This is a genomic window from Acinetobacter geminorum (genome assembly GCF_013009345.1).
Classification (GTDB): domain Bacteria; phylum Pseudomonadota; class Gammaproteobacteria; order Pseudomonadales; family Moraxellaceae; genus Acinetobacter; species Acinetobacter geminorum.
In genome coordinates this window covers 67189-80998 of record NZ_JABELE010000012.1, presented here as the reverse complement: position 1 = coordinate 80998, position 13810 = coordinate 67189, and the positions used below count along the sequence as shown (strand labels likewise).

The following is a 13810-nucleotide window of genomic DNA, read 5'->3' as shown; positions in this document are numbered from 1 at the left end:
ATACAGATATAGCTATAAAAAAATATAACTAAATGTTTTTTCTATATATTTTATTTTTACATAAAGAGCTTGGTTAAAATAAGTTCACTATTCAAAGATAATTGCATATTTATTTTTTTCTCCTAAAATGATTTTTTACTAAATTGTCGTTACAGTTTTTTATATGCAATCATTAAATTATCGGAATAATGATGCATCGCAACATGGAAGTTCTGCACCTTTGAAACGAGCAATGAGTACTCGACATTTGGTGATGATCTCCCTTGGCGGTGCCATAGGTACAGGTCTTTTTTTAGGGTCTGGTGATGTAATTTCCCAAGCAGGCCCAATTGGCGCAATTATTTCTTATTTTTTGGGCGGTTTAATTGCCTATACCGTGATGTTATGCCTTGGTGAGCTTGCGGTTCATGTGCCGGAATCAGGTTCTTTTGGTGAATACGCCCGCCGTTATATTGGTCCTGGTACGGGCTATATGATTACTTGGCTCTATTGGTTAACTTGGACTGCAACTTTGGGGACTGAGTTTACTGCAGCGGCTTTATTGGTGCAGGAGTGGTTTCCATCTACCTCGGTATGGGCTTGGACTCTTTTTTTTGGTGCCTTAGTTTTTTTTCTTAATATCAGTTCAACTCGATTATTTGCCGAATCTGAATTCTGGTTGGCACTCGTCAAAGTTATTACAATCATCTGTTTTATTGGTTTGGGTCTACTGGCAATTTTCGGTTTTATTCCTTACCACGGACATGAAACAGCGCCATTATTTAGTAACCTGACTGCCCACGGTTGGTTCCCAAACGGTCTCTTCCCAATTTTTGCCACTATGCTTATTGTTAACTTTGCTTTTTCGGGCACAGAATTAATTGGGGTAGCGGCGGGGGAAGCTGAGAATCCAGCACAGACAGTTCCTAAAGCAATCAATGCGGCTATTTGGCGGTTACTAATTTTCTTTGTTGGTACAATTGTGGTGATTAGTTCATTGCTGCCGTTTCAACTTGCAGGCCTTAGTGCAAATGAAGTAAGTAATAGTCCTTTTGTGACGGTATTTAACTATATTGGTATTCCATATGCAGAAGATATTATCCGCTTTGTAATTATTACGGCTTTACTTTCTGCTGCAAATTCTGGTTTGTTTGCTGCTTCACGTATGATGTGGTCGCTTTCGGCGAAAAATCAGTTACCAAAAATATTTTCTAAATTAACTCCTTCTGGAACACCGATTGTTGCTATTACTGTAACTATGTTTGGTGCAATTCCTGGATTGCTTTCAGAACAATTCGCACCAGAAACAATTTTTAAGAATCTATTGGGGGTTGCAGCTTTTACGATGGTTGTGGTTTGGATTGCCATTTGTATTTCGCAGTTTAACTTCCGTAGACAGTGGTATAAGTCAGGAAAAACAGCAAAAGATTTGCGTTTCGCGGCACCTCTTTTCCCTCTTACCCCAATTGTGGGTGGGTTGTTCTGTCTCGTTACCTGCATCAGTATGGTCTTTGACCCATCCATGCAAGTTGGTTTTATCTGTTGTATTGTTTTTATACTTCTATGCTATGCAAGCTACTTCATTTTTTATCGAAAGAAAGATCTGGTGCAGAGCTGAGCTTTCTAGAGTCTAAAGAATGTCTTTTTAAAGGTCCCGTAAGGGGCCTTTTTTGTGTCTTACTGGAAGTTAAAAAAGAAGGAATTTATATATTTTTTTTAAAAATGAAGTTTTATTTTTGATCATGAAAACAAATATTGTTTTGTGAAATTACCATTTATCGGATTCTTATTAATATTTATTTATTATTAATATTTGATTAAGTCTATGTTTAGCCTGGTTATTTGATAAAGAGGTTTTTGGGATTTTATGAAATATGAATTAGAAATGGACTTATTATAGATTTAATGTAGAGAGGGTATAGTTTTTTGACAATTTTACGAAGATGATTAATTTTTAAGTTATTGTTATTTATAATTTTAATTTTTTATATTTTTTTAAATTATGATTTTATGTTTCCTATAAATTTTTTTTATTAAAGTTAAGGTTTTTTTAATATTTGTTGTTTTTTTATTATAAGGATTACTGCGATTTGATTATTTTTTCTCTGCTTATTTATTTTAAAATGTTCTAAATGGGTGTGCTCTATGCTATATTTATTGGAAGATTTTATAGCTATGTTCCGGCTTAATTTTAAGCGGTATGTGTAGAGATAATTAATCTGTAGCATTATTGAACAATTTTTATTTTTAAAAAGACTAATGGAGGGATCTATCGATTAGTCAAAATAATTTTTATGGACATATGATTTTTTTATAAATCATCGTTCTTTTTAACTCCCAAACGGTTATGCCATTTCTTTTGTATTTATATTTCAGCCGACTGGATTAAGTGGGTTGTGGTTAAACTTTGCTTTTATAAAGATAGCTTTATAAACAGTAAGTTAAATGAAAGAAAGCTTGTAAAAGATATCGATATATAAAAGTAGATCGTACTTTTAGTATCAACAAATGGAATTTAAAAAACCTAATGCTTTAGAAGAGCAGAAGGTTTAGTAAATAAACTAAGACTTTGTTATTGCAAGGTTTTAGTTGCTGAATAATAAAGACTACGGATTTATCAAATCTGAGTCTATGAAGGTATATAGGAAAAAAGATGTCAGATCTTTCATACGTAAACGAACATAGCGATGCATGGCAAACTTACTTGGCACAAATTGACCGTGTAGCGCCATATTTAGAACACTTAGCTGATTATATCGATACTTTAAAACGTCCTAAGCGTGCGCTTATTGTTGACGTGCCAATCGTGATGGATGACGGTTCGATCCAGCACTTTGAAGGCTACCGTGTACAACACAACTTGTCTCGTGGTCCGGGTAAAGGCGGTGTTCGTTACCATCCAAATGTTGATTTGAATGAAGTAATGGCATTGTCTGCATGGATGACAATTAAAACTGCTGTTTTGAACTTGCCATTTGGCGGTGCAAAAGGTGGTATCCGTGTTGATCCACGTAAATTATCAACTCGTGAATTAGAGCGTTTGACTCGTCGTTATACGACTGAAATTGGTCATATTATTGGGCCTCAAAAAGATATCCCTGCTCCAGACGTTGGTACTAATGCCAATATCATGGGTTGGATGATGGATACTTATTCTACTAGCCAAGGTCACACTGTAACTGGTGTTGTAACTGGTAAACCAGTTCACTTAGGCGGTTCTTTAGGTCGTGTGAAAGCAACTGGTCGTGGCGTATTCGTTACAGGTCGTGAAGTAGCAGCAAAAATTAATTTGCCAATTGAAGGCGCGAAAGTTGCTATTCAAGGTTTTGGTAACGTAGGTAGTGAAGCAGCTTTCTTATTTGTTGAATCAAAAGCGAAAGTTACACACGTTCAAGACCACACTGGCACAATTTTCAATGCTGATGGTATTGATCTTGAAGCATTACGTGATCACGTAAATGCAAATCAAGGTGTTGGTGGCTTTGCTGGCGCGCAATCAATTGCTGACGAAGATTTCTGGACAGCTGAAGTTGACATTATTGTTCCAGCTGCATTGGAAGGCCAAATCACTGTTGAACGTGCTCAAAAACTTAAAGCTAAGTTGATTTTAGAAGGCGCAAACGGCCCGACATATCCTAAAGCTGAAGATGTATTAGTTGAGCGTGGCATTGTTGTAGTTCCTGACGTGGTATGTAACGCCGGCGGTGTAACTGTAAGTTACTTCGAATGGGTTCAAGACATGGCGAGCTACTTCTGGAGCGAAGAAGAAATCAACGAGCGTTTAGACAAGTTGATGGTTCAAGCTATGGATGATGTTTGGAATACAGCGAACAGCAACGCTTGTACTTTACGTACAGCAGCTTACATCTTGGCATGTGAGCGTATCTTAAAAGCTCGTAAAGAGCGCGGTATTTTCCCAGGCTAATCTGCGGAAATTACTTTTAGAAAAAGTGGTCTGAGCAAATATAAAGGATGTTATAGGGTTCATTTGTTCAGTCCCTTTTTCTGAATTATTCAAATTTAAGTGTTATCGAATATATTAAATAAATACTGAGGTAAGCATGGAACAGCCAATTTCTGTAACTCGAAGCAACTTTAACGACTGGATGGTTCCAGTTTTTGCACCGGCAAATTTCATTCCGGTACGTGGTGAAGGTTCACGTATTTGGGATCAAGAAAATAAAGAATATATCGATTTTGCAGGCGGGATTGCAGTAAACGCATTAGGTCATGCGCATCCAGTGGCAGTGAATGCTTTAACAGAACAAGCAACAAAACTTTGGCATGTAGGCAACGGTTATACAAATGAACCGGTTCTACGCCTTGCAAAACAACTCACTGAAAATACATTTGCAGATAAAGTGTTCTTCTGTAACTCAGGTGCAGAAGCGAACGAAGCGGCATTAAAACTAGCTCGTAAAGTTGGACTAGATAGCGGTGTTGCTGGCAAAAGTGGCATTGTGGCATTTAACAATGCATTCCATGGCCGTACCTTATTTACCGTTTCAGCGGGTGGTCAACCTAAATATTCACAAGACTTTGCACCACTTCCAAACGGTATCAACCATGTTGCCTTTAATGATTTAGAAGCTGCAAAAGTGGTCATTAATGAACAAACTTGTGCCGTGATTGTTGAGCCGATCCAAGGTGAAGGCGGCGTTATTCCTGCTGATATTGAATTTTTAAAAGGTTTACGTGCACTGTGTGATGAGTTTGGTGCATTGCTGATTTTTGATGAAGTACAAACTGGTGTTGGCCGTACAGGTGCACTATATGCTTACATGAACTCTGGTGTTATTCCAGATGTATTAACTACTGCAAAAGCACTAGGTGGTGGTTTCCCAGTCGGTGCAATGCTAACAACTGATAAATTTGCACCGCATTTTTCTGTCGGTACACATGGTACGACTTACGGTGGTAACCCGTTAGCGAGTGCGGTTGCTGGTGCAGTATTTGAGTTTATTAATACACCTGAAGTGCTTGAGGGTGTAAAACATCGTCATCAATATTTCATCGACGCATTAAATAAATTAAATGCTGAGTACCCGATTTTTGAAGAAATTCGTGGTCAAGGCTTACTCATTGGTTGTGTATTAAAAGCTGAGTATGCAGGGAAAGCGAAAGACATTACCACATGGGCAGGCGAAGAAGGTTTACTTGCTTTAATCGCAGGACCTAACGTGGTTCGTTTTACACCGTCTCTGATTATTCCTGAACAAGATATTGATGAAGGAATTGCTCGTTTAAAACGCGCATTGGCAAAGTTGGCTAAATAAAAAAAAGGAAAGCTAGCCATGATGATCGTCCGTCATGCCGAGTTTCGAGATCTTGAAGATATTTATAAATTAGCAGGTAAGTCAGGTGTAGGCCTGACTTCCTTGCCACAAAATATGGATACACTTTCGGCTCGAATTTCACGTACTCGCAATACTTTAAATGGCAATGTCCATAAAAGTGAACAAGGTTATCTGTTTGTTCTTGAAGATACAGAAGCTCAACGTGTTATTGGGTTAAGTGCAATTGAAGTTGCTGTTGGACTCATTGAACCTTGGTACAACTTTCATGTTGGTACTCAAGTACACGCTTCAAAAGCATTAAATGTGTATAAGTCATTACCTACTTTATTTTTAAGTAATGACAGAACAGGTAGTAGTGAACTCTGTACATTATTTTTAGATCCAGAGCGTCGTGAAAACCAAAACGGTAAATTCTTATCGAAAATCCGTTTTATGTTTATCGCTGCCTTTAAGCAATATTTCGAGAAAAAGTTAATTGCTGAAATGCGTGGTTTCTCAGACGAAAATGGATGTTCTCCATTTTGGGATGCTATTGGTCACCATTTCTTTAATATGGATTTTTCAACAGCAGACTATTTAAGTGGAATTGGGCAAAAAGTGTTTATTGCAGAGCTTATGCCACGTTTCCCAGTCTATGTAGATCTCTTGCCAAAAGATGCGCAAGAGGTAATTGGAAAAATGCATCCACAAACTTTACCTGCTTATCATGTGCTTGAGTCGGAAGGCTTACGCTATCAAGGATATGTCGATATTTTTGATGCGGGTCCAACCATTGAAGCCAATATTGATGAATTGCGAGCAGTAAAAGAAAGTCAGTTACTAAACGTCAAAATTATAAGTGAAGTTGTGGTCGGTAAGACCCAATATCTCATTGCCAATGATAATTATCATGACTATAAGGCAATGTTGTTAAAGCTTGATCTTGTTGATAACACAATAAATTTAACACATGAACAAGCTGAAAAACTCGGTGTGCAAGAAGGCCACGTTGTTCGTGTGTTATCACTAAATCCAATGGAAGTATCCTGATGTCAAACTCTTTATTTATAAACGGTGTCTGGTTACAAGGCAGCGGTGCAATATTTGAAAAAACAAATCCGGTTGATAACCAAACTGTATGGTCAGGTGCCGAGGCTACTGCTACTGATGTAGAGCAAGCTTGTCAGGCAGCGCGTACTGCGTTTCCAGCTTGGGCGCGTTTACCACTTGCAGAGCGTGTAGCGATTGTTGAAAAATTTGCCGCTTTGCTTGAAGAAAATAAAAAGCATTTAGCAGAAGTCATTAGCCAAGAAACCAGTAAGCCATTTTGGGAAACGTTAACTGAAGTTCAATCAATGATTGGCAAGGTTGCGATTTCGATTCGTGCTTACCACCAGCGTACAGGCGAAAGCTCAACTGAAATGGCCGATGGTGTAGCATCTTTACGTCATCGTCCGCATGGTGTACTTGCGGTTTTCGGTCCATATAACTTCCCGGGCCATCTACCAAATGGGCATATTGTTCCTGCATTGCTTGCTGGCAACACAGTTGTATTTAAACCAAGTGAATTAACGCCTTGGACTGCTGAAGAAACTGTAAAACTTTGGCAACAAGCTGGTCTGCCAAATGGTGTGATGAACTTGGTTCAAGGTGGACGTACCACGGGTGAAGCGCTAGCTGCTTCACATGAAATTGATGGTTTATTGTTTACCGGAAGTGCAAACACTGGTTATCACTTGCATAAGCAAATGGCAGGTGCACCTGAAAAAATTCTTGCGCTTGAAATGGGCGGCAATAATGCATTGATTATTGATGAAATTATCGATGTTGATGCAGTAGTTAATCTTGCTATTCAATCTGCTTTTGTTTCGGCAGGTCAGCGTTGTACATGTGCGCGCCGTATTTTGGTAAAAAATGGTGCTGAAGGTGATGCATTTATTCAACGTTTTGTTGAAGTTGCTAAAAACCTAAAAGTTGGCCGTTGGAACGACGAGCAACAACCATTTATGGGTGGGGTAATCTCGTCAGTTGCTGCAACAAACATGATGCATGCTCAGCAAAAAATACTTGAGCTGGGTGCAAAAAGTTTATTAGCCATGACGCGTCCTCAAGAAGATAGTTCGTTACTTACGCCAGGCATTGTTGATGTCACAGGCGTGAAAGATATTCCAGATGAAGAATATTTTGGTCCGCTTACGACTATTCAACGTTATGACAACTTTGATGAAGCATTAAAAATTGCTAACGCAACTCGTTTTGGCTTGTCAGTTGGTTTGGTTTCACCAAAACGCGAACTGTTTGATGACTTACTCATTGAAGCACGTGCCGGTATTGTGAATTGGAATAAGCCATTAACTGGGGCTTCAAGTGCTGCACCGTTTGGTGGTGTAGGGGCGTCAGGTAATCACCGCGCGAGTGCTTTTTACGCTGCCGACTATTGTGCTTGGCCAATGGCATCACTTGAAAGTGACAGCTTAACTTTACCAGAAAAATTATCTCCAGGGATTGTGTTGCCTTAAACACTAGGGAAAGAAAAAAATGAAAGGATATGAAGTAAACTTCGATGGTTTAGTGGGACCAACACATCACTACGCGGGTTTGTCGTTTGGTAATGAAGCATCGACGAAAAACCGTAATAATACCTCGAATCCAAAATTAGCAGCGAAACAAGGTTTGCTAAAGATGAAAGCCTTGGCTGACATGGGAATGAAACAAGGTGTACTTGCTCCGCATGAGCGTCCACATGTTCCAATGTTACGCCGTTTAGGTTTTACAGGTGATGACATTAGCGTTATTGCTCAAGCAATGCGTCATTCACCTGAACTATTGTCATCTTTAAGTTCAGCTTCTCCAATGTGGACTGCCAATGCGGCTACTGTTTCACCTTCGGCAGATAGCCAAGATGAGCGTGTGCATTTCACAGCAGCGAACTTGAACAATAAGTTTCACCGTTCAATTGAAGCTGAAACTACAAGCCAAGTTTTACAAGCCATCTTTAAAAATGAACGCCACTTTGTACATCACGAAGCATTGCCACAAGTGGCTTTGTTTGGTGATGAAGGTGCAGCCAATCACAACCGCTTAGGTGGTGATTATGCTAAGCGCGGTGTTCAGGTGTTTGTTTATGGTCAACAACATTTAAATAATGGCTTGCCGGGACCAAAACGTTATCCGGCTCGTCAAACGCGTGAGGCAAGTGAAGCAATTGCACGTTTGCATCGTTTAGATGATGCACATACTGTTTTTGTTCAGCAAAATCCGGATGTAATTGATCAGGGCGTTTTCCACAATGATGTGATCGCGGTAAGTAACCAACAGGTTTTATTCCATCATCAACATGCCTTTTTAAATCAAGATCAGGCCTTTGCTGAAATTCGTCAAAAAATGGCAAGCATCGGTGAAGATTTTATTTCGATTGAAGTCCCTGAAAACCGTGTTACCGTTGATGATGCCGTAGCAACCTATTTATTTAATAGCCAAATTTTGACTCGTCCAGATGGTGGAATGACTATTGTTGTACCGGAAGAGTCTCGTCAAAATGCAGCAGTGTGGGGCTATTTGAATGACATGATTCAAATGGGCACACCAATTGATGCTATTCAGGTATATGACTTACGCGAAAGTATGCGTAACGGTGGTGGTCCAGCTTGTCTACGTTTACGTGTAGCTTTAAACGAAACTGAGTTAAATGCCGTAAATCCAAAAGTACTCATGAACGATCAATTGTTTGGCACACTCAATCAATGGGTTGATAAACATTATCGTGATCGTTTAGCACAAGAAGATTTGGCTGATCCGCATTTGTTAATGGAAAGCCGTATGGCACTTGACGAACTAACCAAAATTTTAGGTTTAGGTTCGGTTTATCCTTTCCAAAAATAATGAGGAGGTGACATGCAAGATTTTCTAGCATTAACCTTACAAGGTGAGCAACCTACAGCGTTAGAAGGGAAGCAAAATAACTTTTCTTGGCGTTGGTTAGGTGAAGGACTTCTTGAATGTACCCCAAACGCACAGTACGACAAAGCTGTCGTACTGTCAGCTGGAGTGCATGGTAATGAAACAGCGCCAATTGAATTATTATCTCATCTTTGCACGGATTTATTTGCAGGGCGTTTAAACCTTGCTGTGAGGTTGCTGCTTGTATTGGGGAACCCTTATGCAATGCGTCAAGGCAAACGCTATGTGCATGACGATGTAAATCGAATGTTTTGTGGCGGGTATAAAACTCTACCCGTGACTGAAGAATCAAAGCGTGCTGAAGTTTTGGAGCAAGTTGTCACAAACTTCTTTCAAGAAAGTGCAAGTGACGCTAAACGCTATCACTATGATTTACATACAGCAATTCGTGCTTCATTGTTACCAACATTTGCTTTATTTCCCTATCAAACCCATAGCTATGATGCTGATTTAACAGCAAGTCTTGAAGCAGCCGATTTAGATGCTTTGGTTTATCACAATGCAGTAGGTAAAACGTTTACACATTTTACGAGTGAGAATTTTAAAGCGGCGAGCGCAACTTTAGAGTTAGGTAAAGCCTTACCATTTGGGCAAAATGACTTGAGCCAATTTGCAGCAATTGATGAAGTCATTCGTAATGTAGTTTCTGAGCAAGCCTTACCGCTACGCAATAAAACAAAAATTCGAGTCTTTAAAGTGTCTGATTCTTTAATTAAAAAAGATGAAGACTTCCAGATGAATTTATCTGCTGAAGCTCCGAATTTTTCAACTTTTACCAAAGGTGAAATCATTGCAACTCAACCTTCTGGTAATTATGTGGTTGAGCAAGATCAGGTCTGGATTTTATTTCCAAATCCAAATGTGAAGCTTGGTTTGCGTGCGGGCTTAATTTTAACTGAAGCGAATTGAATACTTGTTTTTTGAGAAATAAAAAAAGGGCAATTAATTGCCCTTTTTTATTTATAACTGATTAGTTAGTGCCGAAAAGACCTTTAACCCAAGATTTCTTTTCAGCTTTTTGTGTAGATGCTTGAGCACCAGCATTTATATTTGCATTTGTGTTAACTCCAACAGGACCAACGTTAACACCAACATTTACACCAGTTTGAGCATTAATTTCATGTGCTGGTTGAGCTGCATTTAACTTCGCTTGAGCATCTGCTTTTGTGTCAGCTACAAACTCTTTTTGCTCGGCTTGGTTTTGAGCTACACGAGTTTTTACAGCATCTACATGTGCTTGAGCATTAGCTTGTTTTTCAGCAGTAAATTCTTTCTGGTCTGCTTGTTTGTCTGCAACTTTAGCTTTTACAGCATCAACACTTGCTTTTGTATCAGCTTTCGCTTCAACTGCTAGATTTTTAGTACCGTTTGCAGCTTTAGTCGCTACATTTTTAGTACCTGTTACTGCTTCGGTAGCAAAATGTTTAGTACCGTTTGCAGCTTTAGTTGCTACATTTTTAGTACCTGTCGCAGCTTCGGCAGCAAAATGTTTTGTACCATTTGCAGCTTTAGAAGAAAGTTCAGTCACTTTTCCTGTTGTTTTTTTTGTTGCTTTAACTGTAGTGTCAGCCGCTACATGACCAGCATGCTTGGCTGTGCTACCCACAGTATGTGCAGTATTTTTGACTGTATTGGCTACGCCACTAACAAGACCACCCGGTTGTACATTTACTTGAGCAGAAGCACCTGCATTAACGCCCGCACTTTGTGCAAAAATAGAGGCAGAAGCAAGAACACTTGCAGTAACGATAGCTGTTTTCATAATTTTCATTGCGATATCCTTCAAAGAATATACCCTTTTAGTGAGGTATTTCATAAACGCAAACGAATCATAGCCAAGGAAATATGGGCTTGGGAACTAACTTCATAAAAATGTTACAACAGTGTTACGTTGAGTAAACAGACTAGGGATAAATTGTGAAGATTAATAAAAATTAATAATAAAGTGAAAAAGAACATTTATTTGTTAGATATTCTAATTAAACTCCATTGTCTTTCCTTTTTTAAAAAAGATCCTTTAATTTTTTCTCTTTCGTTTTTTCCTGACTTGTTCTTTATATCTTTAAATGTGATGTGAATCTAATTATTTATTAGAGGAAACGGCATAATTATTGCTTATTATGAGAATGGAGTGCTTTTTTAGCACTTTTTTGAACCATCTTCTGCCAGAAATATAAATGTACAGGGCAGAACTGTATTTTTGCTTATTCGGGAAAAGGTACTTTGGCTTTTCTCAGGTTTGTATATTTCATGAAATAGAAATTTCACATGAAATATATTGAAAGAAATGACACTTTATTTCGAATAATCAAAAATAAAAATAGATATCTATAAACAAAAAAACAGAGATATGACAGATGAAAATTATTGCTTCCCTTCTTGTATTGGTCGGCTTGGTCGCCGTTGTTCTTTATCTTAAGCCAACAAGTGGTGCATCTGATGTGTTCAATTCTGCTTTACATGAGTCGAATTCGCCACAACCAGACACCGCGTCCTTTCTTTCTAAACTTAAGGAGCCTACTCAACCTAAAAATCTATCTCAACATTCAACTCATCCTCAATCGGTATCAGCTGATACCGTCCCTTTTTATGACACAAAAAGTGATCTTTCTATTCAACCGATTGATCCAGAAAAAGATCCAGCAAATGAAATAAAAGCGAAATAAGCAAATTGTTAGTTGAAAAACTACGGAGAAAAATAATGCAAAGTAAAACGTTATTTCTATTAGGTCTATGTACAATATTAAGTACAACTGCATCCGCTCTTCCTTTGGACTCTAAAGGTGCTAAACAGCGGTTAAATCAAGCAGCAAAACAAAAAGTATTTCAGGGCAAAATTGATTTGGATGCCTTGGTTAATAATGATTCGAATGATTTAATCGTCGAATACAATATTCCTTCGGTGAGTGTGCCTTCCGGTTTAGAACGGCGGAGTTATATTGCAACAAATAAAAAGAATATACAGGCAAGGTTTAACCGTGCTGGTGGTGTACAAGTACTTCGGGACTACAATAATTTGCCTTTAGCTTTCTATCGAATTAGTAATCGCGAAGCTTTGGTGACTTTATTAAATGATCCAAATGTTAAAGCGGTTTATCCGAACCGTATTAACCAGACTACGACCAATGAAAGTTTACCTTTAATTAATCAACCACAAGCCAATACCAATGGTTTTACGGGCGAAGGCTCTAGTGTGGCGGTGATTGATACAGGTGTGAATTATCTTCACTCTGATTTTGGCTGTACGGCAGTAAATACACCATCAAACACATGTCGAGTGGTTTATTCATTTGATAGTGCACCAGATGATGGCGCTTTAGATGATGATGGGCATGGTAGTAATGTTTCAGGGATCGTATCTAAGGTTGCTACCAAGACCAAAATTATAGGCATTGATGTCTTTAGAAAAGTGAGATCCCAAGGTAAATGGGTAAGCACAGCTTATGATAGTGATATCCTCGCAGGGATTAACTGGGCTGTAAATAATGCACAAACCTATAATATTAAAGCAGTTAACTTGAGCCTTGGCGTACCGGGTGTTAAATATACCTCTGAGTGTAGTGATAGCAGTTATGGAACTGCATTTGCCAATGCACGAGCTGCTGGTGTGGTGCCTGTAGTCGCTTCAGGTAATGATGCATTTTCAGATGGCATCTCATCTCCTGCTTGTGTAGCTGGTGCAGTAAGAGTAGGTGCTGTTTATGATAGTAATATTGGTGGTGTGTCATGGGGGAATCCAGTGAAATGTTCCGACCCAACCACAGCGGCAGATAAGGTAGCGTGCTTTAGTAATGGTGGTAGTCTTGTGACCTTATTGGCACCGGGAGCAATGATCACGGCGGGTGGTTATACCATGGGAGGTACATCTCAAGCGACACCACATGTGGCAGGTGCAATTGCTTTATTACGAGCAAATCGTGTGAGTCCGACAGAAAGTATTGATCAAACGATTAGTCGTTTAAAAACGACCGGTAAACCAATTACTGACCCAAGAACGGGATTGGTTTTCCCTCGTATTGATTTAATGGCTGCAACAAATGGTTTGACTATTAATTAAATAGCTTATTTATAATTTTTTAAATTAGGTCCAAGAAATTTATAAATAGCTATAACCCGTTGCAAAGGGTAACTTCTGCAACGGGCTTTTTATGTAAAAAGTATTAATTACACTTTGCTAGATTCGCTGGATTAAAGTTGTTTTGGAGCTTCTTGAAATTATTCTGAATTTCTGGATCTTGAATATTAAATGTCGTTGAGCTTTTAGTTGTAGAGTTAGTTGCCTGATTTAATATGCCTGATTCATCAGGATATTGCATAGTCGATGAGGTCGCTGAAATCAGACCATTATTATTAAAAGTCCAGTGCTCAGTTACATGTCCACCCCCTAAATAGCCAGTAAATTCAATCATACAAGCTTGTTTATCTTGTTTAATGAGTTTGGCTACATTACCTGTGGTAGAGGGATAAGCCTCGATATTCGTATCTTGTTCTAAAACTTGTGCCTGAGAATAAGGTGAAGAAGGAGGTGTAGAGGTCGCACATGCAGTTAATGCTAAGCAGCATAGTGTTGAAAAGAGGAGTTTTTGACTATTCAT

The 13810-nt window shown here is 38.7% G+C and carries 11 protein-coding genes; 9 read left to right on the top strand and 2 right to left on the bottom strand.

Annotation, left to right across the window (positions count from 1 at the left end):
• Window positions 1-163 precede the first annotated feature (163 nt).
• The 7 genes from HJG58_RS12735 (at window position 164) to astE (ending at window position 10124) form a co-directional block, all read left to right on the top strand.
• Window positions 164-1597, top strand: a complete 1434-nt coding sequence (locus HJG58_RS12735; protein ID WP_017481699.1) for an amino acid permease — start codon at window positions 164-166, stop codon at window positions 1595-1597.
• Between the two features lie 1035 nt (window positions 1598-2632).
• A complete protein-coding gene (locus tag HJG58_RS12730; protein WP_017481698.1) occupies window positions 2633-3904 on the top strand; it encodes a Glu/Leu/Phe/Val family dehydrogenase in 1272 nt (423 codons plus the stop codon).
• A 136-nt stretch (window positions 3905-4040) separates the two neighbouring features.
• Complete coding sequence (locus tag HJG58_RS12725) at window positions 4041-5255, top strand: aspartate aminotransferase family protein (protein ID WP_170249147.1); 1215 nt, start codon at window positions 4041-4043, stop codon at window positions 5253-5255.
• A gap of 18 nt (window positions 5256-5273) precedes the next feature.
• The gene (astA, locus tag HJG58_RS12720; RefSeq protein ID WP_170249145.1) at window positions 5274-6305 is read left to right on the top strand and encodes an arginine N-succinyltransferase; all 1032 of its coding nucleotides are present in this window, start codon (window positions 5274-5276) and stop codon (window positions 6303-6305) included.
• On the top strand, window positions 6305-7774 hold the full coding sequence (gene astD, locus HJG58_RS12715) for a succinylglutamate-semialdehyde dehydrogenase (RefSeq protein ID WP_170249143.1): 1470 nt from the start codon (window positions 6305-6307) through the stop codon (window positions 7772-7774). Before astA ends, astD begins: the two co-directional genes overlap by 1 nt.
• Before the next feature lie 19 nt (window positions 7775-7793).
• Window positions 7794-9137: an N-succinylarginine dihydrolase gene (gene astB / locus HJG58_RS12710; protein ID WP_068563901.1), complete on the top strand. Its 1344-nt coding sequence runs from the start codon at window positions 7794-7796 to the stop codon at window positions 9135-9137.
• Between the two features lie 12 nt (window positions 9138-9149).
• The gene (astE, locus tag HJG58_RS12705) at window positions 9150-10124 is read left to right on the top strand and encodes a succinylglutamate desuccinylase (RefSeq protein WP_170249141.1); all 975 of its coding nucleotides are present in this window, start codon (window positions 9150-9152) and stop codon (window positions 10122-10124) included.
• A gap of 61 nt (window positions 10125-10185) precedes the next feature.
• On the opposite strand, the gene HJG58_RS12700 is transcribed toward astE, so the two are convergent.
• Window positions 10186-10986, bottom strand: a complete 801-nt coding sequence (locus tag HJG58_RS12700) for a hypothetical protein (RefSeq protein WP_170249139.1) — start codon at window positions 10984-10986, stop codon at window positions 10186-10188.
• A gap of 586 nt (window positions 10987-11572) precedes the next feature.
• On the opposite strand from HJG58_RS12700, the gene HJG58_RS12695 reads away from it, so the two are divergent.
• Entirely contained in the window at window positions 11573-11881 is a 309-nt protein-coding gene (locus HJG58_RS12695; protein ID WP_046811856.1) for a hypothetical protein, read from the top strand.
• Between the two features lie 35 nt (window positions 11882-11916).
• Window positions 11917-13272 carry a S8 family peptidase gene (locus HJG58_RS12690; protein ID WP_170249138.1) on the top strand — a complete coding sequence of 452 codons (1356 nt, stop codon included), beginning with the start codon at window positions 11917-11919 and terminating at the stop codon, window positions 13270-13272.
• 103 nt (window positions 13273-13375) lie between these two features.
• Here HJG58_RS12690 and HJG58_RS12685 read toward each other — a convergent pair whose 3' ends face one another.
• Complete coding sequence (locus HJG58_RS12685) at window positions 13376-13810, bottom strand: hypothetical protein (RefSeq protein WP_170249136.1); 435 nt, start codon at window positions 13808-13810, stop codon at window positions 13376-13378.